Below are 25107 nucleotides of genomic sequence, written 5' to 3' on the forward strand. Positions count from 1 at the left end.
CAAATGTACGCGGTATTCCAAAGCGGCGGAAAACAACACCGTGTGGCCGAAGGTCAAATCGTTCGTCTGGAAAAGCTGAACGTTGAGACTGGCGCTACCATCGACTTCAACGAAGTGCTGATGGTTGCTGCAGGCGACACTTTTAAAGTAGGTGCTCCTTTCGTTGAAGGTGGCAAGGTTGTAGCTGAAGTTGTGGCTCACGGCCGTGGCGAGAAAGTGACTATCGTCAAGTTCCGTCGTCGTAAGCACCACCGTAAGCAAGCGGGCCACCGTCAGTGGTTCACTGAAGTCAAAATCACTGGCATCAGCGCTTAATTAGAGGAGTACGATAGATGGCACACAAAAAAGCTGGCGGTTCATCCCGCAACGGCCGCGATTCAGAAGCTAAACGCCTGGGCGTGAAGCGTTTCGGCGGCGAAACAGTTCTGGCTGGCAGCATCATCGTTCGTCAGCGCGGCACCAAGTTCCACGCTGGTGAGAACGTTGGTCTGGGCAAGGACCACACCCTGTTCGCTACCGCGAACGGCAAGGTGCAGTTCGAAGTCAAAGGTCCGCTGAACCGTAAGTACGTAAGCATCGTTGCTGAGTAATTACGGACCGCAAGGATCCGAAGCCCCGCCAACAGGCGGGGCTTTTGTTTTTCTGATGTAGTTGACGAAAAAACGGCACGCAGCCGACCCTGGCTCTGAAGGGGCGACTGGCAAGATGCGTATCGCCCGCAGGGGTCTGTACCACTATAATGGCGTATCGGTTTTTCGAATTAAGGTGACGGTTACCTATGAAGTTTGTTGATGAAGTCCAGATTCGAGTCGATGCCGGTGACGGTGGTAACGGTTGTGTGAGCTTTCGCCGGGAGAAATACATTCCGAACGGCGGCCCGGACGGCGGTGACGGCGGTGACGGTGGCGACGTGTATCTGGTTGCCGATGAAAACCTGAACACCCTGATCGACTACCGTTTCGAGCGTTTCCACGCCGCCGAGCGTGGCGAGAATGGCCAGAGCGCCAACTGTACCGGTCGTCGCGGCAAGGACAAGATCCTGCGCGTGCCGGTCGGTACCCGTGCGACCGATGAAGATACCGGCGAACTGCTGGGGGATCTGACCCACCATGAGCAGAAGCTGCTGGTTGCTAAGGGCGGCTTCCACGGTCTTGGCAACACCCGCTTCAAGAGCTCGGTCAACCGTGCGCCGCGCCAGAAGAGCAACGGCACCCCGGGTGAAGTACGTACCCTGAAGCTGGAGCTGCTGCTGCTGGCTGACGTCGGCATGCTGGGCCTGCCCAACGCCGGCAAGTCCACCTTCATCCGCGCCGTCTCTGCGGCCCGCCCGAAAGTGGCCGACTACCCCTTCACCACGCTGGTGCCTAACCTGGGGGTGGTGCGTGGCGAGAACTCCCGCTCCTTCGTCATTGCCGACATTCCGGGTCTGATTGAGGGTGCTGCCGAAGGCGCCGGCCTCGGTATCCGCTTCCTCAAGCACCTCGAGCGCTGCCGCGTGCTGGTCCATCTGGTGGATATCTGCCCGGTGGATGGTTCCGATCCGGCCGAGAATGCCGTGACCATCGTCCGTGAGCTGGAGAAGTACAGCCCGGAGCTCGCGAGCAAGCCACGCTGGCTGGTGTTCAACAAGATGGACCTGATCCTAGAAGAAGAGGCAGGTGAAGTGATGGAGCGCGTGAAGGCTGCCCTGAACCACGAAGGGCCGGTTTACGCCATCACCGCCATTAGCAAGGAAGGGACCAAGAAGGTCTGCTACGACATCCTGGATCTGCTGGATACCATGCCCCGTCAGCTGGCGGAAGATGCCAAGGAAGCCATCGAGAAGGTGGAGTTCAAGTGGGACGACTACCACAAGAACCAGCTGGCCAAGGCCGAAGCGGATGCGCTGGCTGCCTCCAAGGCGTTTGACGAGTCGCTGGACGACGATGACTGGGACGACGAAGACGATGATGGCGTGGAAGTCATCTACGTGCGTGACTGACCCTCATCCTGCGGGTGGGCACAGTGCAGCCACCCGCCGCTGAAAAACCGGAGCCTTGCCAGGCTCCGGTTTTTTTATGGGGATCGACTGGATCACCATATAGATATATTTCTCATGTCACTTATTGCCTGCCAACCGCAACTGATTATACTGCGCTCCTGAATGTAACCTTAACGAAACAATGTGCTAACCATTTGTAATGAATTGATATGCGCATCTGTTTGGGTACATTCTTATGGAAGGTTTGCCTGTAAAAATATTTATGCTTGAAATGATCCATTAAAAGCTTGTTTGTGCATTTTTTTGGAGTATTCTTGCGCCCGTTTTGTCGGGTGAGAGCATGGGTATGCAGGTTCGCCTGGCTAAGGAAAAGTAACATTAAGGCTGTAAACCATGCTGGAAAAGACTCTGCAAGCACCTGCGCTCAATACCCGTCGCAACGTGCTGATGTTCCTGGTCCCGTCACTCATCGGGATCCTGCTGTTCATGACCCCCGTTCTCTATGACGGCAACGTCACCATCCCGGTAGCCGTACTGGCGAAGCTGGTACAGAGGGTGTTTGCCGACTATCTGGTGGCCATGGTCAGCGCCATCATCACCACCACCATGCTGATGACCCTGATCGCCTGGTTGTTCAAGCCGGCGATCCTGGTGAAGCGCCCCTTCCTCAACAGCCTGTTCAACGTCTCTCCCTTCTGGGCCTGCGTGCGGGTGCTTGGCGGTATCTTCGTGCTGCTGACCTTCTTCGAGGCCGGTCCCGAGGTGCTGCGTTCCGGTGCGACCGGTGGTCTGGTGCTGCACGATCTGCTGCCGGTGCTGTTCTCCGTCTTCATCTTCGCCGGCCTGCTGCTGCCGCTGCTGCTCGATTTTGGTCTGCTGGAGTTTGTCGGCACCATGATGACCCGCATCATGCGCCCCGTGTTCCGCCTGCCGGGCCGCTCTGCGGTGGACTGCTTCGCCTCCTGGCTCGGGGATGGCAGCGTCGGCATCCTGCTCACCAGCAAACAGTACGAAGGCAAGTTCTACACCCAGCGGGAAGCCGCCGTCATCGGCACCACCTTCTCTGCCGTTTCCATCACCTTCTGCCTGGTGGTGATCTCCCAGGTGAAGCTGGAGCACATGTTCGTGCCCTTCTACCTGACCGTCTGCCTGGCCGGGGTGGTGGCCGCCATCGTGGTGCCGCGCCTGCCGCCGCTCTCCTGGAAGAAGGATGTCTACAGCGACGGTACCCCCCTGTGCCGCAAGCAGGAGGCGATCCCCCATCAGCACAGCGTGCTGAGCTATGGCTATGAGCGGGCCCTGACCAAGGCCGACAGCATGACGGATCTCGGCGCCGTGGCGCGGGAAGGGGTGAAGAATGCCCTGGACATGGTGTTTGGCGTGCTGCCGGTGGTGATGGCGGTGGGTACCTGTGCCCTGATGCTGGCCGAGCACACCCCCATCTTCAACTGGCTGGGGGCCCCCTTCGTCCCCTTGCTGGAGCTGCTGCAACTGCCGGAGGCGGAAGCCGCTTCCAAGACCATCATGGTGGGCTTCGCCGACATGTTCATCCCGGCGGTGCTGGCCTCCACCATCGAGAGCGAGATGACCCGCTTCGTGATCGCCGCCATGTCGGTCACCCAGCTCATCTACATGTCGGAAGTGGGTGCCCTGCTGCTGGGCAGCAAGATCCCGGTCAAGCTGTGGGAGCTGTTCGTGATCTTCCTGTTGCGCACCCTGATCACCCTGCCGGTCATCGCCGGGGTGGCGCACCTGCTGTTCTGATCTGCCCCGCGTTTGTAAACGGTCAACTTCGGTTGGCCGTTTTTTTATGGTCGCTATTAGACCAAAGTGAGTCTTTTATGAGGCCCGAATTTACATTAATGTAACAAGCTGAAAAAACACGCCAGCCGAGCAGTAGGCAATTCCAACCTATGTGGCCAGGAGTCACCCCATGACCTCACTGCTCAGCTACCGGGCCGGTCCTTGCGATCAGCCGCTGCTTCACCAGACCATAGGCGCCTACCTGCAAGAGGTGGCGGAACGTTTCCCCGAGCGGCCCGCCGTGGTGGTGCGCCACCAGCAGATCCGCTGGAACTACCGGGAATACCTGACCCAGATAGACCGGCTGGCGCTGGGCCTGCTGGCGCTCGGGATCCGGCCAGGGGATCGGGTCGGTATCTGGTCGCCCAACAACATCGAGTGGTGCCTGGTGCAATTCGCTACGGCCCGCATCGGGGCCATCATGGTCTGCATCAACCCCGCCTACCGCAGCTACGAGCTCGCCTTTGCCATCAACAACGTGGGCTGTCGGGCCCTGATCTGCGCCAGCGCGTTCAAGGGCTGCGACTACCTCGCCATGCTGGGCGAGTTGGCCCCCGAGCTGGCGAGCTGTCCGCCAGGCCGCCTGACATCATCCCGGCTGCCAAGCCTGGAGATGGTGATCCGGCTCGGGGAGGAGCAAAGCGCCGGCATGCTCAACTTCCCCGAGGTGCTGGCACTGGGCGACCGGCAAGATCCGGCCTGGCTGGCCCGAGTGGCCGCCACCCTCAAACCCGATGACGCCATCAACATCCAGTTCACTTCGGGCACCACGGGCAACCCCAAGGGGGCTACCCTCAGTCACAGCAACATCCTCAACAACGGCCGCCAGGTGGCGCAAGGCATGGCGTTCAGCGAGCAGGATCGGCTCTGCATCCCGGTGCCGCTCTACCACTGTTTCGGCATGGTGCTCGGCAATCTGGTCTGCATCAGTGTGGGGGCCTGCGCCCTGTTTCCGGCCGAAGCCTTCGATCCGGCGGCCACCCTGCGGATGGTGAGCGAGGAGCGCTGCACCGCCCTGCACGGGGTGCCGACCATGTTCATCGCCGAGCTGGAGCTGGCGGAGTTTGACCAGTTCGATCTCTCCTCTCTGCGCACCGGCATCATGGCCGGTGCCATCTGTCCCGAGCCCTTGATGCGCAAGGTGCAGACCCTGATGCACATGACCGAGGTGACCATCGCCTACGGCCAGACCGAGTGCAGTCCCATCAATCACATGACCGCCATCGATGCACCGCTGGACAAGCGGGTCACCACGGTCGGCCGCGCCATCGGTCACACCGAGATCAAGCTGGTCGACCCCAGCGGAGAGATAGTGGCCATCGGCGAGCGGGGCGAGATCTGCTGTCGCAGCAACGGGGTGATGCAAGGGTACTGGCAGGATCCGGCCAAGACGGCGGATACCATAGATGAGGAAGGGTGGCTGCACTCGGGGGACATCGGCATCATGGATGAAGAGGGCTATGTGCGGATCGTCGGACGCAGCAAGGAGCTGATCATTCGCGGTGGCGAGAACATCTACCCGCGCGAGATCGAGGAGCGGCTCTATGATCATCCAGCGGTGCAGGATGCAGCCGTGTTCGGGGTCGACAGCGAGCGCTATGGCGAGGAAGTGTGTGCCTGGGTCAAGCTCAGGCCCCGCCAGGAGGCCAGCGAGGAGGAGCTGAAGCAGTTCCTGTCGGCCCGCATCGCCTACTTCAAGGTGCCCAGATACATCCGTTTCGTGGAGGAGTACCCCATGACGGTAACCGGCAAGCTGCAAAAATTCAGGATGCGGGAACTGATGAGCGACGAGCTGGCCCGCCAGCACGCCGAGGCGATGCGCTGAGCGTGGCGACATCGGAAAAAAGGGCCTGCGGGCCCTTTTTTGTCAGCGTCCCAGCGGGTGAGGCTGTGCCGGCTTGCGGGGGCACTGCACCAGCAGGGTATGGGTGGTGAAGGTGCTGCTCTGGGGGAAGCTTGGGCGAAATCCCGTCATCGGATCGGCGGCCCCCATGCTCATCTGATGGGAAGTGAAGGTGCGCTGGCGGCGATCGGTCTCCTGATAGCCGAGCGGGCAGCTCAGCGTCGCCTGCTGCTGGCACTCCTCCAGTGCGGCGCACTCGATCTGGAAGCGTTGCAGTGCGGGATTGGCTGAAGCGAGTTCGGTGACGGTGGCGGGCGCCGGCAGCAGGGCGCAGCCGGACAGCAAGAGGCTGCCCAGCAGGAAAATTCGGGGTGACATAAGAGAGTAGTGCTCGATGAAACAAGAAAAGGGTGGGTCGCGGCCGACCGGGGCCATCTGCCTCGTGCCGGCCGCAAAGCGCGGATCAGCGCGGCGTGATGCCCATATCGACCGGACACTGGATGGTCAGAGAGTGCACCGTGTTGGCCATGCGATAGGGTTTGCCAGCCTTGTAGACCTTCTTCTCGTCGTCATAGCTGCCTGCCGTGTACTGGGTGCTGTAGAGGGTCTGCTGACGGCGATCCGTCTCCTGGTAGCCCTGCGGGCAGGTCTGGTTGGCCTGCTGGAAGCAGGCCGTCATGCTGCTGCACTCGATGTAGAAGCCGCGCTGACTGGCATCGGCCAGGTGCACCGGGGTGACGGTGGGGGCGGGGGGAGACAACAGGGAGCAGCCGGAGAGCGTCAGCGCGCCCAGCATGATGAGATGTTTTGACATAGATAACCTGAACAGTGTGGTGTGACAAAGAGTGAGGGGGAGTCTATTGCTCCCCCTTCGCTATAGGGGCACCGTTATAACCAGCCGGGGGCGTTCAGGCCAGTCCGCAAATGTAAGAAAATATGACCCGGCCCTAGGCCAGCTCGGCCAGCAGGGCGTTTTCATCCACCTGATCCAGCTGTTCGGGGGCGAGGAATCTCCCGGCGTAATCGCGCCAGATGCCGCTGCTGACGAACAGGGCAAACAGGGCGGGATCGATGTGCTGCTCGCGCACCATGCTCTGCATGATGGCCAGCGACTGGGAGACCGTCTTGCCCGATTTGTAGGGGCGATCGCTGGCGGTCAGCGCCTCGAAGATGTCGGCGATGGCCATGATGCGGGCGGGGATGCTCATCTGGCTGCCCAGCAGCTGGCGCGGGTAGCCCTTGCCGTCCATCCGCTCGTGATGGCCGCCGGCAATCTCGGGCACGCTGCGCAGATGGCGGGGGAAGGGGAGGCGTTCGAGCATGCGAATGGTCTGGATGATGTGCTCGTTGATCTTGTAGCGCTCCTCCTCGGTGAGGGTGCCGCGGCCGATGGCGAGGTTGTAGCGCTCGCCGCGGTTATAGAGGTGAGTGGGCACCCGCACCTTGAAGCCCCAGGGATTGCGCTCGTCCAGCTGATCGTGGACGGGGCGGGGGATGAGGTGGGCGGCCTTGTCCGCCAGCAGGGGTTCGACGCAGGGCAGCGGTGCGGCCGGCTCCCCCTGGCGCAACTTGAGCTCCTCCCGGCTGATGCCGAGCCGATCGTCCAGGGTGCGCAGCCAGGTGCGGCTGGCGATGGCATCCAGCCTGGTCAGCTTCTCCGGTGCCATCCATTCACCGCCCAGGTTGCACTCGGCGACGAAGGTGAACTCCTCGTCCAGGGTGCTCCAGAGCGGCGCCACCGCCGCCCTGGCCGCTTCCCGCTCTGACGCCGGCAGGCGGGCCGCCAGCGCCTCTATGTAGCCGTCGCGCTTGAGCACCTCGAAGCGGGTACGGATCTCGTGGATCCGGTCGTACAGGGTCTCCAGCTTGGTGGCCTTGTCCACCACGAACTCGGGGGTGGTCACCTTGCCGCAGTCGTGCAGCCAGCTGGCGATATGGATGGCCTCCCACTCCTCCTCGTTGAGCCGGAACTCGGCGAACGGTCCCTGCTGCTGGGCGCAGGCGGCCTCGGTCAGCATCCGGGTCAGCTCCGGCACCCGCTGGCAATGGCCGCCGGTGTAGGGGCTCTTGGCGTCGATCGCGCCGGCCATCAGCTCGATGAAGGACTCCAGCAGCTGTTTCTGCTCCTCCAGCAGGCGCTGATTCTCGATGGCTGAGGCCGAGGTGCCCGCCAGCGCCTCGATCAGACTGATGCGCGAGGCCAGTTCACGGGCCGAGCAGTCAGGCAGGATCAGCAGCAGGCAGCCGATCAGCTCCTGGCGATGGTTGCGCAGGGGCTCGGCCACCAGTTGGCAGGGGCCGGGGAAGGGGCCCCAGTCGGCCAGATGCTGCTGCCAGCCCTGCTGGTCGATGGCGAGGCTGAGCCGCTCACCCCGGACCAGCTCGCCAAACAGGGCCTGTTGCCAGCGGATCTGCCCGGCCGGCAGCGGCGCTTTGCGCCACAGCGCCTGTACCGCCACCATCCCCTGCTCCTGAGCCAGGTAGAGACAACCCCCTTCGGCCTGCACCGCTGCGATGGTTTCGTGCAGGATGCGGCTGAGCAGGGAGTCGAAGCGGTGTTCGGCCGCCAGCGCCCGCCCCATGTTCATGAAGTTGCCGAGGGTCAGCCGCATGCCTGACATGGTATGGGCCAGATCGTCGATCTCGCGGATGGAAGACTCGGGGACCCGGCTCTCGCCAAAATCGAAGTGCTGGATCCGCTCCGCCTCCTTGGTGAGCGCCAGCAGCGGGGTGGCGGTACGCCGCGAGACCAGCCAGATCACCGGCAGCAGCAACAGCAGGCCCGCCAGCGCCCAGCCAAGATTGACCAGGGCCTCGTCTCTGGCCTGCTGATAGAGCAGGTCAGCCGACACCAGCAGGGCGATATGGAAGGGGGAGTCGCTCCCGAGGGGGGAGAGGTTGACCAGCCAGTCGCTACCATCGGCGGCAGTCAGGTTGAGCTCGGCCGGGTCGCTTAGCAGGGTGGGCTGGCTGATGATCCGTTGTTGCAGGTCCGCCAGGGCCGGGTGGGGCAGGCTGGCCAGCATGGGCAGCTGGCTCAGCTGCTCGAAGCTGGGCAGGTGTCTGGGATCGGCGGCCAGCAGGGTGGCGTACTCATCGAACAGGATCACCTGGCTCTGGGCAGGCAACTGCAGCTTGCCGATCAGGGCCGACAGCCCCTCGACGCTGGTGTCGAGCCCGATCACGGCGCGTCTGTCGTCGCTCTCCACCGCCAGCGTCATGCCTGGCTCCTTGGTGGTGAAGAAGAGGTAGGGGTTGGTGGTGGCGATCCCCGCGCGCCAGCGGGCCTGCTTGTACCAGTCGCGGCTGCGGGGATCGTAGCGGTAGTTCGGCATGGGGCGCCGCTCGAGCAGGCTAAGGCGCTGATCGAAATAGAGAAACTCTCCCTTGCCCTGACTGAGGCTCTGCACCAGCAGGCTGCTGGTGGCCGGCACGCCGCCCAGCTGGGTTTTGGCCCGCTCGGTCAGTTTGCGCACCAGAAAGAAGTCGCCATCCTCGTAGCCGGCATAGACGGCCCCATAGCTGGGGCTGTTGGCCAGTACCTCCGCCAGTTGCGGCAGGTAGGCCAGACGGTCGGTCAGGTTGGTCATGGCCGCCAGCTGGCCGCTGCGCAGCAGGCTGAGCGACATGCGGGCCGGCCGCTCGTTCAGTTGCAGGGCGAGGGCCAGCTGCTGGCGATACTGCAGAAAGTTCTGTCGCTCGTGCTCCAGCCCCTGGCGGGCCCCTTGCTGGAACTGCAAGGCGATGAGGGCGCTGCCGAGCAGGGTGAACAACAGGATGAAGAGGGTGGCGATATGCACATAGAAGGGTTTACGACCTGGCCTGGCAGTTGTCATGGACACATCCTTGTCACACGGGCGATTGCAGAGACGATCAACCTGCAGTGTGCCTGCAGGATGACAATAAACACAATAACCCATTCAGAGAGATCGGGATGTGACAGAGAGAAACTCCCCCTGCTGGTGCTCCCGGAACCCGTGTCCGTCAATTTTGCCGGCCGATCAGGTGATTCATTCAGGTATCCCGTGCTACATTGCCCCCCTTGTTACTGGTCTGTGAATCAATGGAGTGACCCATGTCTGCCATCCCCTATTCCGTGCTCGATCTGGTGCCCGTTGCCGAAGGCTCCCAGCCGGCCGAATCGTTTCGCCGCTCGCTGGATCTGGCCCGTCATGCCGAGCGCTGGGGTTACAACCGCTACTGGCTGGCCGAGCACCACAACATGCCGGGCATCGCCAGCGCCGCTACCTCTGTGCTGATCGGCCACCTGGCCGGCGGCACCAATACTCTGCGCATCGGCGCCGGCGGCATCATGCTGCCGAACCACTCGCCGCTGGTCATTGCCGAGCAGTTCGGCACCCTGGCGTCACTCTATCCGGATCGCATCGATCTCGGCCTTGGCCGCGCGCCGGGCACCGATCAGCGCACCATGCGGGCGCTCAGACGCCAGCGCAGCGGCGAGGTGGATGACTTCCCGGCGGATGTGCGCGAGCTGATGGACTACTTTGGCGACGAGGTGGGCGCGGTGCAGGCGGTGCCGGGCCAGGGGCTGCATCTGCCCATCTGGCTGCTGGGCTCCAGTCTCTACAGCGCCCAGCTGGCGGCGGCCATGGGGCTGCCGTTCGGTTTTGCCTCCCACTTCGCCCCCGCCATGCTGCTGCAGGCGCTGGAAATTTACCGCGCCCAGTATCGCCCCTCCGCCCGCTGGCCCAAGCCCCATGCGGTGGTCTGCATCAACATGATCGCCGCCGACAGCGAGCGGGAGGCGCGCTTCCAGTTCACTACCCTGCAGCAGCAGTTCCTGCGCCTGCATCGCGGCAACGCGGGCAAGTTGCCGGCGCCCGTCGTCGAACTGAGCGAGGAGTGGTCCGAGCGCGAGCTGGTGGCGATGGAGCAGACCCTGGCCCGCTCACTGGTGGGCAACCCGGATCAGGTACGTCACGGCCTCAAGGCGCTGCTGGCGGAAACCCGGGCCGACGAGCTGATGTTCAACGGTCCCATCGTCGATCATCAGGCGCGGCTGCGCTCCTTTGAAATTGCCGCTGAGCTGATGCAGGCTCTATAAGCTCGACTCCCCGAAGAGCAGGGCGCTATCTTGCTAGAAGTGCCTCTGTCGCCCTGCTGTCAGGTCATCGAGAGGGGGCGTTGTGGGGAGGAAAGATGGGGTTTCTGCCCTCTCTATTTTATCTAATGCACTGAATTAAAAGGAAAGTCAGGTCGGTGTCAGGGCGCTGTCGTGTCGCATGCCACCCTCCGGCCCCTATGCTGGCCCCGTCAATCAACCACAAGGAGTTCGAGATGATCGTCAGGAAGTTGAGATTGCAGCGGGGCTGGTCACAGGAGCAGTTGGCCGCCTTTACCGGCCTGAGCGTTCGCACCATTCAGCGGATCGAGCAGGGTCAGCAGCCCGGACTGGAATCCCTCAAGGCCCTGGCCGCCGTCTTTGAGCTCGAGGTGGCGCAACTTGACGGTACAAGCCAACAGGAGCATGAGATGAGAGGGAGTGACACGATGGAACGGGATCAGATCCGGGTATCGGTAGAGGAGCGGGCCGCCATGCGTTATGTGGAGGGGCTCAAGGGCTTCTATTACCACATCGCCAGCTACCTGCTGGTAATATGCGGGCTGTTTGTCATCAACTATCTGAGCAACCCGGGCTATATCTGGGCCTGGTGGCCGGCACTGGGCTGGGGGCTGGGATTGATCTCCCATGCCATCAACCTGTTCCAGCCCTTCAAGCTGTTCGGCCCCGAGTGGGAGCGACAGCAGATCGAGAAACGACTGGGACGCAAGCTCTAGGGTGAGCAGTGCACCATAAAAAACGGGCCCGGCAATACCGGGCCTGTTTTATTGTCTGCAGCCTACTTGGCGTTGGCGGGACAGTGAGTGACGATCAGGGCATCATCTTCATGGCACCACAGGGTTGCTCAGGTTCAGCCGCTTATCGTCACTTGGCGTAGGTAGGGCAGGGGGTCGCGATCAGGGCATCATCTTCATAACGCCACAGGGTGAGGCTGTTGCCCCAGACGCAGCCGGTGTCGAGCGCCTTGATATCCTGCTTGCCGGTGTTGCCCATCAGGGCCGCCCAGTGGCCGAACACCAGAATGGGGTCGTCCACATGGTGTTCGCGCTGCTCGAACCAGGGACGCAGGCCCGGGGTCGACTCGGTGGGGCCCTTCTTGCATTTGAAGTCGAGCCGGCCGTCGAAATAGCAGAAGCGCATTCGGGTGAAGGTGTTGATGATGTAGCGGTAGCGCTCGATCCCGACCAGATCGTCCTGCCAGCCATCGGGCTGATCGCCATACATGTTGTGCAGCAGCCACTGGTACTGATCACCGCGCAGCAGGCTCTCCACCTCGCGGGCACAGTTGCGGGCGGTGCGGGCGTCCCACGCCGGGGAGATGCCGGCATGCACCATCATGATGGGCAGGTCGGGGTGCTCCGCCAGCAGCGGGCGGTGGCGCAGCCACTCCAGCAGCTCGTCCCGATCCGGTGCCTCCATCAGCTCCTGCAGTCTGTCTTTCTTCTTGAGTGGGGCGACCCCATCGGCGACCGCCAGCAGGTGCAGGTCGTGGTTGCCGAGCACGGTGACGGCACGGTTGCCCAGCCCTTTGACGAAGCGCAGGGTGTTGAGGGAGTCCGGGCCGCGGGCGACCAGATCGCCGCACAGCCAGAGTACGTCGTTAGCGGGATCGAACTCGGCTAGATCCAGCAGACGGCGCAAGTCGTCGTAACAGCCCTGGATATCGCCAACAAAACAGTTCGCCATGAAACCTCAGTTGATAATGTGGGGGACGGCCAGCGTAAAGGGTGCGATGGGCACCTCGAATTGCTGCCCCGACTCGTCTTGCAGGGTATAACTCCCTTCCATCACGCCGAGCGGGGTGGCCAGCGGCACGCCGCTCTGATAGCGGAAGGTCTCGCCGGGGGCGATGACCGGCTGCTCGCCGACCACGCCGGGGCCTTCGACTTCCAGCATCTTGCCATTGGCATCTGTGATGAGCCAGCGCCGGCGCAGCAGTTGCGCCGGGCCGGGCCCCAGGTTCTCGATCTCGATGAGATAGTGGAACTGGTAAGGGTCTTTGCTGTCCGCCACATACGAGGGGTATGGGCGGACCAGGATGTGCGGGGTTGCCACGGGATCAGGCCTTTGGCTGATCCGCCAGCCAGTTGGCGATCATGACGAACTGCTCGAGGGAGAGGTTCTCCGGGCGCAGGTTGCCATCGATGCCAAGTTCGGTCAGCTGGGCGTCCGTGATGAAGTTGGAGAAGCTGTTGCGAATGGTCTTGCGACGCTGGCCGAAGCCCTCGGTGCAGACCCGGTTCAGGCAACGAATGTCTTTCGCGACTATGGTCGGGTTCTTGTGCGGGATCAGACGGACCACGGCAGAATCCACCTTGGGCGCCGGCTTGAAGGCGCCAGGGCCCACTTCCAGCACAGGCACTACCTGGCAGTAGTACTGGGTCATCACGCTCAGCCGGCCATAGGCCTTGCTGCCTGGGCCGGCGGCCAGACGCAGTACCACTTCCTTTTGCAGCATGAAGTGCATGTCTTCTACCCGATCGGCGAACTCGCACAGGTGGAAGATGAGCGGGGTGGAGATGTTGTAGGGCAGGTTGCCGAAGATGCGCAGCGGCCCCTTGCCTTCCCCCATCAGGGTGCTGAAGTCAAAACGCATGGCATCGGCTTCGATGACGGTGAGTTTATCCTTCAGGGTCGGGTGCTCGCGCAGGCGCGCCGCCAGATCCCGGTCCAGCTCGACCACGGTCATCTTGTCCATCTGGGCGGCGACCGGCTCGGTCAGCGCGGCCAGACCCGGGCCTATCTCCACCAGGTTCTGACCCGGCTGTGGATTGATGGCGGCCACGATCTGGTCGATCACGTAGCGATCGTGCAAGAAGTTCTGACCGAAACGCTTACGGGCCGTGTGGCCCATGTGCACCTTACTGCTCATATCTTTTTTTCTCTACCATCTTGATGGCGTGGTTGATCGCGGTGATCAGGCTGCCGGAGTCGGCCAGGCCCTTGCCTGCCAGGTCCAGTGCGGTGCCGTGATCCACCGAAGTGCGGATGAAAGGGAGTCCAAGGGTGATATTGACCGAACTGCCGAAGCCCTTGTATTTGAGCACGGGCAGCCCCTGGTCGTGGTACATGGCGAGTACCGCATCCGCATCCTTGAGGTATTTCTCCTGGAACAGGGTATCGGCCGGCAGCGGGCCGACCAGATCGATCCCCTCCTGGCGCAGGCCGGCCAGGGCGGGTTCGATCACGTCAATCTCTTCACGGCCGAGGTGGCCGCCTTCCCCGGCGTGGGGGTTGAGGCCGCAGACGTAAATGCGGGGCTTGGCGATGCCGAACTTGGCTTTGAGATCCGCATCCAGGATACGGATCACCTTGCCGAGGCGATCCTCGGTGATGGCCATCGCCACATAGGCCAGCGGAATGTGGGTGGTCGCCAGCGCGACCCGCAGCCCTTCGGTCGCCAGCAGCATCACCACGTCGGCGGTGTTGGATTGCTGGGCGAAGAACTCGGTGTGACCGCTGAACGAGACGCCAGCCTGGTTGATGATCCCCTTGTGCACCGGCCCGGTCACCACGGCGGCAAATTCGCCGCTCATGTTGCCGTCGCAGGCGCGTTGCAGGGTGGCCAGCACGTAGGCGCCATTGCCCTCGTCCAGCTTGCCCGGTATCACGGTGGCGCCGAGGGGAATCGGACAGACGGTGAGGGTGCCCGCCCGCTGCGGTTGTGCCGGCTGACCGGCATCATAGGGCAGCAGCTCGACGGGCAGCTCCAGCAGGGCGGCCCGTTCGCGCAGCAGCGCCGGATCGGCGATCACCACCAGCTGGTGCGGCCAGTCCTGCTGGGCTATCTGCAGCACCAGATCCGGGCCGATCCCGGCCGGTTCACCCGGGGTAATGGCGAGGCGACGACAGGTCATCAGCTGCCGGCGCCTTCGATCTGGATGTAGGCCTCGTCACGCAGCTCGTCCAGCCAGGCCTGGGACTCTTCGGTGAAGCGGCGGTTGTAGATCAGCTGATAGGCGCGCTGCTCCTGGGCCTTGGTGGTGGCATCCTGGCTGCGGCGCTCTTCCAGCTGGACGATGTGCCAGCCGTGGGTAGTGCGGAAGGGTTCGCTGATCTGGCCTGGTTGCAGGCGGTTGACCATGTCGCGGAACTCGGGCACGTAGACGTTGGGATCGGACCAGCCCAGTTCGCCACCCTGCACCGCGGAGCCCGGATCCTCGGAGTACTTCTCCGCCAAGCTGGCGAAGCTCGCCTTGCCGCTCTTGATGTCGTGCAGGATGCCGTCCAGCATCCCCTTGGCTTTCTCTTCGCTCAGGATGATGGAGGGCTTGATCAGGATGTGGCGGGCGCGCACTTCGGTCTGCACCACCTGCTGCTGGCCCTTGCTGTCGAACACCTTGATGATGTGCAGGCCGGCACCGGAGCGCAGCGGGCCGACGATGTCGCCCTTCTTGGCACCCTGCACCGCTTCGGCCATTAGGGTCGGCATCTCTTGCGGGCTCATCCAGCCCCAGTCACCCCCTTCCAGCGCCTTGGGTCCGCTGCTCTCGGCAATGGCCATCTTGCGGAAGTCGGCGCCCTGCTTGAGGGCGGCCAGGATGCGTTCAATCTTGCTCTTGGCGGCGTTGAGCTGCTCGGCGCTCGGGTTGTCCGGCAGGGCAACCTGGATGTGGCCGACATGGTACTGCTGTTGCTGCTGACCCTGCTTGGCCAGGATATCCACCACCTGCTTCACCTCCTGCTCGGAGATGTTGATGCGGCGGCGCACCTGGTTGCGGCGCACCTCGTTCATCAGGATCTCGCGGCGCACCTCTTCCCGATACTGGGCATAGGTCAGTCCCTCGCGATCCAGCTGGGCACGCAGCTGATCCAGAGTCATCTTGTTGTCGGCGGCGATGCTCTGGATCGCTTGCTCCAACTGGGTATCGCTGATCTTGAGGCCCTGGCGCTCGGCCAGCTGCAACTGCAGGCTCTCCTGGATCAGGCGGTCCAGCGCCTGTTTGCGCAGGGTAGCGTCATCGGGCAGGGACTGGCCGTTTTCCTGGGCGGAGATCTTGACCTTCTGGACCAGGGCCTCCTGCTGGCTGGCCAGCACCACGTCCTTGTTGACCACGGCAAGCACCTTGTCCATCAGCTCGGGGGCGGCGAAGGCACCCTGGCTCATGGCTCCGAACAGGCCTGCAGTCAGCAGGGAAATCAACGTCTTCTTCATATCCATCTCTCAAGGCGTTTGCCAGACCGCTTATTGGTCTCGCAGGTTAAACGGACGAATGTAAGGCAGTGCTTCGGTGTCAAGGGAGGTGCCCTTGGTGCCGGTACCCACGCTACCCAATCCTTTCATTTCAAACTGAATGCCCAGGCTGCGCTCCGAAGTCGGACGCAGGGTCACGTTGTCCGGAGTGTTGACCCACTCCAGGTTGAAGTTGATGCTCCAGCAGCAGGAGTCGTACTTCAGGCCCACCTTGCGATCAGACTTCACGCTCTGGTTGAGCTCCTGGTAGTAACCCCCGTACAGGTGCCACTGATCGTTGAGCGGCGTGGTCAACAGCAGGCCGATCTGGTTGAGGTCGGTGACCTGTCCCCGGTTTTCGAGATCGTAGTTGGCGTCGCGCACGAAACGGTGGTTCAACTGGCTGATCAGCTTCTCGTGGCGATACTCGAGGGCGCTGTTGGCGGAGCTGAGCCGGCTCTGGTCCATATCATATTGCGCGCCGGCATGGGCAAACCACTGCTCGTTGATCTTGGCATCCCCCTCGAAGGAGAGCGGGGAGCGGGTGTTGGTGGTCAGGGTCTCGCTGGGATAGAGCTTGACCCTGGGCGCAACGAAATCGAAAGCTTGGGCAACGGCCAGCCGAATTCGTTCATCGCCGACCTCATCATATACCCGGCTGGTGAGGCCGATGGAGATCCTGTTGGAGTCGCTGATGCGATCCAGGCCGGCGTAGCGGCGGTCGCTGAACAGGCTGTAGTAGTCCTGGCGCATGGTGGTGGAGTCATAGACCCCTATGTTGTCCTGATCCTTGTAGGGCACATAGAGGTACTGGAACTCCGGCTCCAGGGTCTGGTTGGCATCGCCGCCGAACCAGTTCTGGTTGCGTTCGAAGGTCATGCCGCCCTTGAGGCGGAACGAGGGCAGGGTGCGGGTGATGATCCCTTCGTCCAGCGTAACCCCGTTGGCGCCTGCAGGGGTGAAGCGGCTGACAAAGGTCTGGCTCATGTTGTCCGGCACTTCCTGATCGTAGCGGGTGTACATCAGCTTGTACTGGCTGTCGAGGTAGTAGCCTGCCTCGTTGATCAGCGGCATGGTCAGGGTCGGGGCCGTGTAGACCCGGGTGCCGGTATAGGCGCCGCCCTGGTTCTGGGCGATGGCCTGGGCATTGTTGTAGCCGAACTTGGTGATCTCGGTGTTCCAGGCCAGATCGTACCAGCTGCCCTGCTGGTAGTAGTTGTGGTCGATGCGCGGCATCAGCTCGTGGGGCTGCTGGGCGCTGGCCAGCAGGATCTGGTAGGTACGCACCTCGGTGTTGATGTTCCAGTTGGGCTGGAAGTAACCGGCCATCAGGGACTGCTGCAACTGGTTCTCGACCTGGGTACCCACCTTGGGAGAGAAGTCGTTGAAGTAGTTGTAATCCCGATCCCGCACCTTGGTGTAGTCCACTGATACCCGCATGGCGTTGTCCATGAACATGGAGGTGTGACGGGCATTCAACAGGTAGCGGTGCCCGTCGGACATGGCCTGGTTGAGGCTCGGGGTCTCGTCGTACTGCTTGTCGTTGGCCAGGTTCTCGAAATAGAGGCTGCCTACGTGGGCCGGATCCGGCATGTAGCGGAACTGCACCTGCTCCATCAGGCCCCGTCTGTCCATGAAGCGGGAGGTGATGGTGGCATCGTAGTTGGGGGCTATGTTCCAGTAGAACGGCTGGGTGATGTCCATGCCGTTCTTGGAGCTCTGGGTGTAACCCGGGTAGAGCAGGCCCGTCTTGCGCTCATCCTTGATGGGGAAGTTGATGTACGGGAAGTAGAACACCGGATAGTCGTAGAGCCAGAGGCTGGCGTTCCAGGCTTCCCCGAACACCTCGGTCTGATCGATGTCGATGCTGCCCGCCTTCAGGGTCCACACTTCCTGGCCCGGTGGGCAGGTGGTGTACTGGGCCCCTTCCAGGGTGATGTTCTGGTTGTTGTTGGTCATGGTGACCCGGTCGGCAGAGCCGCGCACCGGCGAGCCATGCACCTGATACTTGCCCTCTTCCAGCTCGGAATTCTTGGTATCCAGGTTGGATTTCAGGGTCTTGTCGCTGGTGACCGTGATCTGGCCGTCGTTGTAATAGATGTTGCCGATGGCGATGACGTCCCGGCTCTTCTGATCGAGCTCGGCGTAGTCGGAATCGAACTTGCGCACGCCCTGGCGCACCTTGACGTCGCCCTGATAGACGGCGGTGCCGCCCTGCTTGGCTTCGAGGCGATCGGCATCCACCTCCACGGGCTGGGCATTGGCGTCGGTGCCGGGCGCCAGTTTTTCAATCTTGGGGACATAGTCATAGCAGAGCCCGTCCAGGATCCCGGTGGCGGGAGGCGGCGTCAGCGGCGCTGCCTGCACGATGGCAGGGGTCAGGGCAGGAACAAGGCTGATGGTCAGGGCGATGGGATAGGAGTATCCCAGTGTCCGTTTTGTCATGTGAAAGACTCGCGCAATCCGTGGTAGCTACGGCTGATTCAAGACATGCATTTTACGACAGGATTCATCGAGTTGACATTGCATGTCATTGCTTTATGTTAGCCGGCAATGATAAAGCATTATTGCGGCCAGGGCTAACAGCCAAGTGCTGCTTTCCAATTTGGTCCCCGACTTATGCACGATCGCGATTCCCTCTTGCTGCACTGGGCGCGCCGGATTTCCGGTGATGCCAGCCTTCAGTTGACCCTCATTTCCGGTGACGCCAGTTTTCGCCGCTACCACCGTGGCGGTGGCCTGATCTGGGTGGATGCCAACCCTAAAACCGAAAAAAATCATGAGTTTGTCCGCAATGCCTCGGCCCTGCATGCAGGCGGCCTGCTGTCCCCCGAGGTGCGGGCGGTGGACTACGAGCAGGGGCTGCTGGCGGTGACCGATCTGGGGGATACCCAACTTATTAGCTGCCTGAACGCAGACAATGTGCAGGCCTGGTACGGCAAGGCCATCGCGCTGCTGCCCCGTCTCGGCGCGGTTGAGCTGGACCTTGAGCCTTTTGATTCCGCCTTTATGGCGCGGGAGAACAGCATCTTCCCCGAGTGGCTGCTGGGTCACCATCTGCAACTGACCCTGAGCGATGAAGAGCAGCAACTGCTGGCCGAGACCTTCGCCTGCCTTACCGAGAACAACCTGGCCCAGCCCCAGGGGGTGATGCACCGGGATTTTCACAGCCGCAACCTGATGGTGTGCGGCGGTGAGACCCCGGCCGACAGTGAGCTGGCGGTCATCGACTTCCAGGACATGGTCATCGGGCCGCTCAGCTATGACCTGGTCTCTCTGCTGAAAGACTGCTACGTGCGCTGGCCGGACGCGGTGATCGAGCAGGGCATGCGACTCGGCTTCGACACTTTGCAGCAGGCCAAGCTGCTCGGCGGGCTCGATTACGCCGCGTTTCGTCGCGCCGCTGACCTCACCGGCATGCAGCGCCACCTCAAGGCGGCGGGCATCTTCACCCGGCTCTACCACCGCGACGGCAAGTCCGGCTACCTCAAGGATATTCCCCGCACCCTGGGCTACGTGGTGGATGTCTGCCGCAGCCATGGCGTCGCCTATCCGGTGCTGGCCCGCTTCGGCCAGTGGCTGGAGCAGGTGGTGCTGCCCGGGCTGGCCCGCAGCGGAGTGGCGTCATGAAGGCGATGATCCTGGCCGCCGGTCGCGGCGAGCGGATGCGCCCGCTCACCGACAGCCTGCCCAAGCCACTGCTGGCGGTGGGGGGCAGGCCGCTCATCGTGCACCATATCGAAAAACTCAAGGCGGCCGGTGTGACCGACCTGGTCATCAATCACGCCTGGCTTGGTCACAAGCTGGTGGAAGCGCTCGGCGATGGCAGTGCGTTCGGGGTCTCCATCCACTGGTCGGCCGAGGAGAGCGCGCTGGAGACCGCCGGCGGCATCATTCAGGCGCTGCCGCTGCTGGGCAGCGATCCTTTTCTGGTGATCAACGGCGATACCTGGCTCGACCTGGACTATCGCACCCTGGTGAGCCAGCCCCTTGGCGACCAGCTGGCCCACCTCTGGCTGGTGCCCAACCCGCCTCAGCATCCGGCGGGGGATTTTGCGCTGCAGGCGGGCAAGGTGGTTGACACCCCTGCGCTGACTTTCAGCGGCGTCGGGCTCTATGATCCCGCCGCCTTTGCCGGATTGGCGGCGGGGGCACGCAAGCTGGCGCCCCTGCTGCGGGAGTGGATGGCGCAAGGCAGGGTGGGCGGCAGCCTGCTGGCCGGCGAGTGGCGCGACATAGGGACGGCCCAGCGGCTGCACGAGCTGGACGATCAGTTGCAAGGACGCACTCATTAATTTCACGAGGTCTTGAACCATGCGTATTTGGGGTAAGGTGCTTGGCGCCTTCTTCGGTTTTCTGCTCGGCAACATCTTTGGTGCCCTGCTTGGCCTCTGGATCGGCCACCGCTTCGATCGGGGCATGGGCTTGAATTTTCGCCGCGCCCCCACCCAGCAGCAACAGGCGGTCTTCTTCCACGCCACCTTCGCCGTCATGGGCCACATCGCCAAGGCGAGCGGCCAGGTGACCGAGCAGGAGATCCGGGTCGCCTCCAACCTGATGGACCGGATGCGGCTGGCAGGGGAGCAGCGGGCTCGCGCCCAGGAATCGTTCCGCCAGGGCAAGGAGGCGGACTTCCCGCTGCGGGAGACCCTGGCCGAGTTTCGCCAGGCCAGCCAGGGCCAGCGCGATATCCTGCGCTTCTTCCTCGAGGTACAGCTGCAGGCCGCCTTCGCCGATGGCAAGGTCGAGGCCAGCGAGCGCGCCATCCTGCACACCATCGCCGACGAACTGGGCTTTAGCCGCATCGAGCTGGCCCGCATCCTGGCGATGGCCGAGGCGCAGATGAACTTCTTCAAGCGGGCCCACGGCGGTCAGTATCAGAATGGCGGGCAGGGTGGTCAGCAGTATCGGCAGGAGGCCCCCTCCCGTGACAGGCTCAAGGATGCCTACCAGCTGCTGGGAGTGAGCGAGAGCGACAGCGATCAGGAGATCAAGCGCGCCTACCGCAAGGAGATGAGCAAGCACCACCCGGACAAGCTGGCCGCCAAGGGCTTGCCGCCGGAAATGATGGAGATGGCCAAGGAGAAGACCCAGGAGATCCAGCAGGCCTGGGAGTGGATCCGCGAGGCGCGCGGCATTCGCTGAGCGCCCCTTCATTAGCCATAAAAAAATGCCCGTCGCTGACGGGCATTTTTGTTTGCGCAGTATTTGTGCGTCGCGGCTTAGTGGCTGTCGACCCAGACAAACTTGAGCACGAACAGCAGAGCCACCACCAGCACGCAGGGGTTGATCTCGCGCCAGCGGCCGGTGCCCGCTTTCATCACGCAGTAGGAGATGAAGCCCACGGCGATCCCCTCGGTGATGGAGAAGCTGAACGGCATCATGACGGCGGTCATGAAGGCCGGTACCGCTTCGGTCAGGTCTTCCCACTTCACCCGGGTCAGCTCGGAGCACATCAGCACACCCACGTAGATTAGGGCGCCGGCTGCGGCATAAGCTGGCACCATGGCGGCCACCGGGGAGAAGAAGATGGCCAGCAGGAACAACAGGCCGACCACGATGGCGGTCAGACCGGTACGGCCGCCTACGGCGACGCCGGAGCTGCTCTCGATGAAGGCGGTGACCGAGGAGGTACCCATGAAGGCGCCGCCGACGGAGCTGGCGCTATCCACCAGCAGGGCCTGCTTCATGCGCGGGAAGTGACCCTTGTCATCGGCCAGCTTGGCGCGGTTGGTGACGCCGATCAGGGTGCCGGAGGAGTCGAACAGGTTGACCAGCATGAAGGAGAAGATGATCCCGGCCAGGCTGATGTCGAGCGACCCCATCAGATCCAGCTGGCCGAACACCGGCTCTATGCTCGGAGGCATGGAGACGAAGCCCTTGAAGGTGACGTCGCCAAACAGCCAGCCCAGGGTGGTGGTCACCACGATGGCGATCAGCACGGCGGAGTGGACGCCGCGGGCGGAGAAGATGCAGATCAGGAAGAAGCCGAGCAGCCCCAGCAGGCAGGGCAGGGAGGTGAGGTTGCCCACCGTCACCATGGTAGCTGGGCTGGCCACCACTATGCCGGCGTTGTGCAGGCCGAGCAGGGCGATCAAGAGGCCGATGCCGGCGGTGATGCCGACCCGCAGGGTGAGCGGAATGTTGGCGATGAGCCAGTAGCGCACCCGCAGCAGGGTGAGGATCAGCAGGCCCATGGCGCCCCAGAAGATGGTGCCCATGCCCACTTGCCAGGAGTAGCCCATGCCGGCCACCACCACGAAGGCGAAGAAGGCGTTGAGGCCCATGGCGGGAGCCAGCGCGATAGGCAGGTTGGCGAGCAGGCCCATCAGGATGCTGCCGATGCCGGCGATGAGGCAGGTGGTGACGAACACGGCCTGGGTGTCCATGCCGGCCGCAGAGAGGATCTGCGGGTTGACGAAGACGATGTAGACCATGGTCAGGAAGGTGGTGATGCCGGCGATCACTTCGGTGCGGGCGTTGGTGCCATGGCCCTTCAGGGCAAACAGACGCTCAAGCAATCCTTGCCCGGCGGCCTGTGCGGGGGCCTGGTGTGGTTGATTCATGTTGGATTCCAATAGGTGACGTGAAATAAGCAGCAGGAGAGGGGCATCCTCCATGGGGGAGTGACGCCCGCTTTCTGGTGGTTAAACAACCAGACTCGTCCTGATACCGTGACAGCGCGCACATTTTTACACAGGCGGCGCCGTTTACAAACCCCGGATCTGCGAGGCGGATCAATGAATAGAGTAAAAATTCAAACGTTTTCCCCACCGAAAATAAAAAAGGTTCTCGCTGGAGAACCTTTTGAGGGGCAGGGATCGGGTCAGAGGGTCTTGAAGTAACGCTCCACCAGCTGGGCCAGCACGGAGTCGAGCTTGTCCTGCACCTCTCCCAGTTCCCGCCCCATGCGGCGCAGGAAGAGGCTGGCCTGCTCCTCGCTCAGCTTGCGGCCGTCGATGAAGAACTCCTGCTCCGGCAATTGCTTGTCATAGCGGGGCAGCAGGGTCCAGTTCACCAGCTCCGGCTCCACGGCGGCGAAGATCCTGGCGGCGGCGGCACAGAAGGTCTCGATGTGCGCCTTGCCGTCCGGCCCGAGGCAGCCCGGTTCAACCCGGATCTGGATGGTCAGTTTCTTCTCTGTGGTGGGCTGGGTCGTCATCTTGCTACATCCATGCATAAAAGGTATCCGTCTTGGATTGTAAGCCATCGGGCACAAGAAAGGGGAGCCTGGGCTCCCCTTGTCGCATTTGCCGGTTTACTTGGCGATGCGCTTGTACTCGTCGTGGTGGGAACGGTGCGGCTGATGCAGAAGCCGCACTTGTTTGCCCTGTTACTTGGCGATGCGCTTGTATTTCGCACGGTGCGGCTGGACCGCCTCGGCGCCGTAGGTCTTCTTCTTCCACTCTTCGTATTCGGTGAAGTTGCCTTCGAAGAATTCGATCTTGCCCTCGTCCTGATAGTCCAGGATGTGGGTGGCGATGCGGTCGAGGAACCAGCGGTCGTGGGAGATGACCATGGCGCAACCCGGGAACTCCAGCAGGGCGTTCTCGAGGGCGCGCAGGGTTTCGATGTCCAGATCGTTGGTCGGTTCATCCAGCAGCAACACGTTGCCGCCAGTTTGCAGCAGCTTGGCCAGGTGCAGACGGCCGCGTTCACCACCGGAGAGCTCGCCGACCCGCTTCTGCTGATCGGCGCCCTTGAAGTTGAAGCGGCCGATGTAGGCGCGGCTCGGGAACTCGTAGTTGCCGATGCGCAGGATGTCCTGGCCGTCGGCGACTTCCTCGAACACCGTCTTCTTGTCGTCCATGCTGTCGCGGAACTGATCGACAGAGGCCAGCACCACGGTTTCACCCAGGGTGATGGCGCCGGAATCCGGCTGCTCCTGACCCGACATCATGCGGAACAGGGTCGATTTACCGGCACCGTTCGGGCCGATGATGCCGACGATGGCCCCCTTCGGAATGGCAAACGACAGATCGTCGATCAGCACCCGGTCACCGTAGGATTTGCGCAGGTTGGCCACTTCCACCACCTTGTCGCCGAGGCGCGGTCCGGGCGGAATGAACAGCTCGTTGGTCTCGTTGCGCTTCTGGTAGTCGTTGGTGTTGAGCTCTTCGAAGCGTGCCATACGAGCCTTCGACTTGGCCTGACGGCCTTTCGGGTTCTGGCGAACCCACTCCAGCTCTTTCTCGATGGACTTGCGACGAGCCGCTTCCGTGCTGGCTTCCTGCGCCAGACGGGCATCTTTTTGCTCCAGCCAGGAGGAGTAGTTGCCCTCCCACGGGATACCTTCGCCGCGGTCCAGCTCCAGGATCCAGCCGGCCACGTTGTCGAGGAAGTAACGGTCGTGGGTGATGGCCACGACGGTGCCCTCGTAGTCGTGCAGGAAGCGCTCCAGCCAGGCCACGGATTCCGCATCCAGGTGGTTGGTCGGTTCGTCCAAGAGCAGCATGTCCGGCTTTTCCAGCAGCAGGCGGCACAGCGCCACGCGGCGGCGCTCACCACCGGAGAGGTGCTTGATCTTGGCATCCCAGGCCGGCAGGCGCAGGGCGTCGGCGGCGCGCTCCAGCTGGTTTTCCATGTTGTGGCCACCCTGGGCCTGGATGATGGCTTCCAGCTCGCCCTGTTCGCGGGCCAGCTTGTCAAAATCCGCATCCGGGTCGGCGTAGGCCGCATAGACCTCGTCCAGCCGGGCCATGGCGCGTTTTACCTCGCCGACCGCCTCTTCGACCGCTTCACGCACGGTCTGCTCCGGATCCAGCTTGGGCTCCTGTGGCAGGTAGCCAATCTTGATGCCGGGCTGCGGACGGGCTTCCCCTTCGATCTCGGTGTCGATGCCTGCCATGATGCGCAGCAGGGTCGATTTACCGGCGCCGTTCAGACCCAAAACGCCGATCTTGGCGCCCGGGAAGAAGGAGAGGGAGATGTTCTTGAGAATATGACGCTTGGGCGGCACTACCTTGCCGACCCTGTTCATGGTGTAAATAAATTGAGCCATTGGCTAATTCTCTTCCTTTTCAGCAGGTTAATGTCTTGGCACTAACAGACTGATGTCGTGGTGGGGCCAGGTCGACGCAGGTCGACCGGGTTCCAAAAAACCCGTCGATTGTAAACCAATGGGCGAGGGGGGGCAAAGGTGGCACCCGGTCGGCCATTCCCTTTGCCGGGGCCATCACAGCCTGCTGCAACGGGCCGCCAAACTTGGCATGATGAAGGCCCAG

22 protein-coding genes are annotated in these 25107 nt (G+C 62.5%); 10 read left to right on the forward strand and 12 right to left on the reverse strand.

Annotated features, from left to right (window positions below):
- Nucleotides 1–3 precede the first annotated feature (3 nt).
- From rplU to ACB033_RS13880, 5 genes are all read left to right on the forward strand, one after another.
- Nucleotides 4–315 (forward strand): 50S ribosomal protein L21, encoded by a 312-nt coding sequence (gene rplU / locus ACB033_RS13860; protein ID WP_005304210.1) that lies wholly within the window; start codon nt 4–6, stop codon nt 313–315.
- A 17-nt stretch (nt 316–332) separates the two neighbouring features.
- Complete coding sequence (gene rpmA, locus ACB033_RS13865) at nt 333–590, forward strand: 50S ribosomal protein L27 (protein ID WP_005304202.1); 258 nt, start codon at nt 333–335, stop codon at nt 588–590.
- A gap of 188 nt (nt 591–778) precedes the next feature.
- Entirely contained in the window at nt 779–1981 is a 1203-nt protein-coding gene (gene cgtA, locus ACB033_RS13870; protein ID WP_017763857.1) for an Obg family GTPase CgtA, read from the forward strand.
- A 393-nt stretch (nt 1982–2374) separates the two neighbouring features.
- Nucleotides 2375–3745, forward strand: a complete 1371-nt coding sequence (locus ACB033_RS13875) for a YjiH family protein (RefSeq protein ID WP_005304191.1) — start codon at nt 2375–2377, stop codon at nt 3743–3745.
- Nucleotides 3746–3914: 169 nt separating this feature from the next.
- Nucleotides 3915–5609 carry an AMP-binding protein gene (locus ACB033_RS13880; protein ID WP_017784329.1) on the forward strand — a complete coding sequence of 565 codons (1695 nt, stop codon included), beginning with the start codon at nt 3915–3917 and terminating at the stop codon, nt 5607–5609.
- A 42-nt stretch (nt 5610–5651) separates the two neighbouring features.
- Here ACB033_RS13880 and ACB033_RS13885 read toward each other — a convergent pair whose 3' ends face one another.
- The 3 genes from ACB033_RS13885 to ACB033_RS13895 all read right to left on the reverse strand — a co-directional run bounded on the left by ACB033_RS13885 (nt 5652) and on the right by ACB033_RS13895 (nt 9547).
- Nucleotides 5652–6005: a hypothetical protein gene (locus ACB033_RS13885; RefSeq protein ID WP_005304185.1), complete on the reverse strand. Its 354-nt coding sequence runs from the start codon at nt 6003–6005 to the stop codon at nt 5652–5654.
- A gap of 85 nt (nt 6006–6090) precedes the next feature.
- The gene (locus ACB033_RS13890) at nt 6091–6441 is read right to left on the reverse strand and encodes a hypothetical protein (protein ID WP_005304182.1); all 351 of its coding nucleotides are present in this window, start codon (nt 6439–6441) and stop codon (nt 6091–6093) included.
- A gap of 133 nt (nt 6442–6574) precedes the next feature.
- Complete coding sequence (locus ACB033_RS13895) at nt 6575–9547, reverse strand: HD domain-containing phosphohydrolase (RefSeq protein ID WP_139431523.1); 2973 nt, start codon at nt 9545–9547, stop codon at nt 6575–6577.
- Nucleotides 9548–9702: 155 nt separating this feature from the next.
- Between ACB033_RS13895 and ACB033_RS13900 the strand changes: the two genes are divergently transcribed.
- Nucleotides 9703–10692 carry a luciferase-like monooxygenase gene (locus ACB033_RS13900; RefSeq protein ID WP_005304175.1) on the forward strand — a complete coding sequence of 330 codons (990 nt, stop codon included), beginning with the start codon at nt 9703–9705 and terminating at the stop codon, nt 10690–10692.
- Nucleotides 10693–10925: 233 nt separating this feature from the next.
- Nucleotides 10926–11426, forward strand: a complete 501-nt coding sequence (locus ACB033_RS13905) for a 2TM domain-containing protein (protein WP_017763864.1) — start codon at nt 10926–10928, stop codon at nt 11424–11426.
- 148 nt (nt 11427–11574) lie between these two features.
- Here ACB033_RS13905 and ACB033_RS13910 read toward each other — a convergent pair whose 3' ends face one another.
- Genes ACB033_RS13910 through lptD form a run of 6 tightly spaced genes read right to left on the reverse strand, consistent with a single transcriptional unit; the run spans nt 11575 to nt 18328 of the window.
- Complete coding sequence (locus tag ACB033_RS13910; protein WP_123245421.1) at nt 11575–12396, reverse strand: symmetrical bis(5'-nucleosyl)-tetraphosphatase; 822 nt, start codon at nt 12394–12396, stop codon at nt 11575–11577.
- Nucleotides 12397–12402: 6 nt separating this feature from the next.
- Entirely contained in the window at nt 12403–12765 is a 363-nt protein-coding gene (gene apaG, locus ACB033_RS13915) for a Co2+/Mg2+ efflux protein ApaG (RefSeq protein WP_005304166.1), read from the reverse strand.
- A gap of 4 nt (nt 12766–12769) precedes the next feature.
- Nucleotides 12770–13582 (reverse strand): 16S rRNA (adenine(1518)-N(6)/adenine(1519)-N(6))-dimethyltransferase RsmA, encoded by an 813-nt coding sequence (gene rsmA, locus ACB033_RS13920; protein WP_005304162.1) that lies wholly within the window; start codon nt 13580–13582, stop codon nt 12770–12772.
- Entirely contained in the window at nt 13572–14567 is a 996-nt protein-coding gene (pdxA, locus tag ACB033_RS13925; protein ID WP_139725175.1) for a 4-hydroxythreonine-4-phosphate dehydrogenase PdxA, read from the reverse strand. Before pdxA ends, rsmA begins: the two co-directional genes overlap by 11 nt.
- Complete coding sequence (gene surA / locus ACB033_RS13930) at nt 14567–15865, reverse strand: peptidylprolyl isomerase SurA (RefSeq protein WP_005304159.1); 1299 nt, start codon at nt 15863–15865, stop codon at nt 14567–14569. The genes pdxA and surA overlap by 1 nt, the downstream gene beginning before the upstream one ends.
- Nucleotides 15866–15895: 30 nt before the next feature.
- A complete protein-coding gene (lptD, locus tag ACB033_RS13935) occupies nt 15896–18328 on the reverse strand; it encodes an LPS assembly protein LptD (RefSeq protein WP_139431520.1) in 2433 nt (810 codons plus the stop codon).
- A 174-nt stretch (nt 18329–18502) separates the two neighbouring features.
- On the opposite strand from lptD, the gene ACB033_RS13940 reads away from it, so the two are divergent.
- Genes ACB033_RS13940 through djlA form a run of 3 tightly spaced genes read left to right on the forward strand, consistent with a single transcriptional unit; the run spans nt 18503 to nt 21028 of the window.
- Nucleotides 18503–19513 carry an aminoglycoside phosphotransferase family protein gene (locus ACB033_RS13940; protein WP_139725176.1) on the forward strand — a complete coding sequence of 337 codons (1011 nt, stop codon included), beginning with the start codon at nt 18503–18505 and terminating at the stop codon, nt 19511–19513.
- Nucleotides 19510–20178, forward strand: a complete 669-nt coding sequence (murU, locus tag ACB033_RS13945) for an N-acetylmuramate alpha-1-phosphate uridylyltransferase MurU (RefSeq protein ID WP_139725177.1) — start codon at nt 19510–19512, stop codon at nt 20176–20178. The genes ACB033_RS13940 and murU overlap by 4 nt, the downstream gene beginning before the upstream one ends.
- Before the next feature lie 19 nt (nt 20179–20197).
- The gene (djlA, locus tag ACB033_RS13950) at nt 20198–21028 is read left to right on the forward strand and encodes a co-chaperone DjlA (protein ID WP_139725178.1); all 831 of its coding nucleotides are present in this window, start codon (nt 20198–20200) and stop codon (nt 21026–21028) included.
- A 77-nt stretch (nt 21029–21105) separates the two neighbouring features.
- Here djlA and ACB033_RS13955 read toward each other — a convergent pair whose 3' ends face one another.
- From ACB033_RS13955 to ettA, 3 genes are all read right to left on the reverse strand, one after another.
- Complete coding sequence (locus ACB033_RS13955) at nt 21106–22449, reverse strand: NCS2 family permease (RefSeq protein ID WP_005304142.1); 1344 nt, start codon at nt 22447–22449, stop codon at nt 21106–21108.
- A 260-nt stretch (nt 22450–22709) separates the two neighbouring features.
- On the reverse strand, nt 22710–23045 hold the full coding sequence (locus ACB033_RS13960) for a hypothetical protein (protein WP_010634932.1): 336 nt from the start codon (nt 23043–23045) through the stop codon (nt 22710–22712).
- 171 nt (nt 23046–23216) lie between these two features.
- Nucleotides 23217–24884: an energy-dependent translational throttle protein EttA gene (gene ettA, locus ACB033_RS13965; RefSeq protein WP_010634931.1), complete on the reverse strand. Its 1668-nt coding sequence runs from the start codon at nt 24882–24884 to the stop codon at nt 23217–23219.
- Between the last annotated feature and the right edge of the window lie 223 nt (nt 24885–25107).

This window comes from Aeromonas sp. S15(2024) (assembly GCF_041402265.1).
Lineage (GTDB): Bacteria > Pseudomonadota > Gammaproteobacteria > Enterobacterales > Aeromonadaceae > Aeromonas > Aeromonas dhakensis.

Bases quoted from the DNA above. Each gene is read 5' to 3' on its own strand.
- rplU (WP_005304210.1), top strand. From the start codon at position 4: ATGTACGCGGTATTCCAAAGCGGCGGAAAACAACACCGTGTGGCCGAA.
- rpmA (WP_005304202.1), top strand. From the start codon at position 333: ATGGCACACAAAAAAGCTGGCGGTTCATCCCGCAACGGCCGCGATTCA.
- cgtA (WP_017763857.1), top strand. From the start codon at position 779: ATGAAGTTTGTTGATGAAGTCCAGATTCGAGTCGATGCCGGTGACGGT.
- ACB033_RS13875 (WP_005304191.1), top strand. From the start codon at position 2,375: ATGCTGGAAAAGACTCTGCAAGCACCTGCGCTCAATACCCGTCGCAAC.
- ACB033_RS13880 (WP_017784329.1), top strand. From the start codon at position 3,915: ATGACCTCACTGCTCAGCTACCGGGCCGGTCCTTGCGATCAGCCGCTG.
- ACB033_RS13885 (WP_005304185.1), bottom strand. From the start codon at position 6,005: ATGTCACCCCGAATTTTCCTGCTGGGCAGCCTCTTGCTGTCCGGCTGC.
- ACB033_RS13890 (WP_005304182.1), bottom strand. From the start codon at position 6,441: ATGTCAAAACATCTCATCATGCTGGGCGCGCTGACGCTCTCCGGCTGC.
- ACB033_RS13895 (WP_139431523.1), bottom strand. From the start codon at position 9,547: ATGGGTTATTGTGTTTATTGTCATCCTGCAGGCACACTGCAGGTTGAT.
- ACB033_RS13900 (WP_005304175.1), top strand. From the start codon at position 9,703: ATGTCTGCCATCCCCTATTCCGTGCTCGATCTGGTGCCCGTTGCCGAA.
- ACB033_RS13905 (WP_017763864.1), top strand. From the start codon at position 10,926: ATGATCGTCAGGAAGTTGAGATTGCAGCGGGGCTGGTCACAGGAGCAG.
- ACB033_RS13910 (WP_123245421.1), bottom strand. From the start codon at position 12,396: ATGGCGAACTGTTTTGTTGGCGATATCCAGGGCTGTTACGACGACTTG.
- rsmA (WP_005304162.1), bottom strand. From the start codon at position 13,582: ATGAGCAGTAAGGTGCACATGGGCCACACGGCCCGTAAGCGTTTCGGT.
- pdxA (WP_139725175.1), bottom strand. From the start codon at position 14,567: ATGACCTGTCGTCGCCTCGCCATTACCCCGGGTGAACCGGCCGGGATC.
- surA (WP_005304159.1), bottom strand. From the start codon at position 15,865: ATGAAGAAGACGTTGATTTCCCTGCTGACTGCAGGCCTGTTCGGAGCC.
- lptD (WP_139431520.1), bottom strand. From the start codon at position 18,328: ATGACAAAACGGACACTGGGATACTCCTATCCCATCGCCCTGACCATC.
- ACB033_RS13940 (WP_139725176.1), top strand. From the start codon at position 18,503: ATGCACGATCGCGATTCCCTCTTGCTGCACTGGGCGCGCCGGATTTCC.
- murU (WP_139725177.1), top strand. From the start codon at position 19,510: ATGAAGGCGATGATCCTGGCCGCCGGTCGCGGCGAGCGGATGCGCCCG.
- djlA (WP_139725178.1), top strand. From the start codon at position 20,198: ATGCGTATTTGGGGTAAGGTGCTTGGCGCCTTCTTCGGTTTTCTGCTC.
- ACB033_RS13955 (WP_005304142.1), bottom strand. From the start codon at position 22,449: ATGAATCAACCACACCAGGCCCCCGCACAGGCCGCCGGGCAAGGATTG.
- ACB033_RS13960 (WP_010634932.1), bottom strand. From the start codon at position 23,045: ATGACGACCCAGCCCACCACAGAGAAGAAACTGACCATCCAGATCCGG.
- ettA (WP_010634931.1), bottom strand. From the start codon at position 24,884: ATGGCTCAATTTATTTACACCATGAACAGGGTCGGCAAGGTAGTGCCG.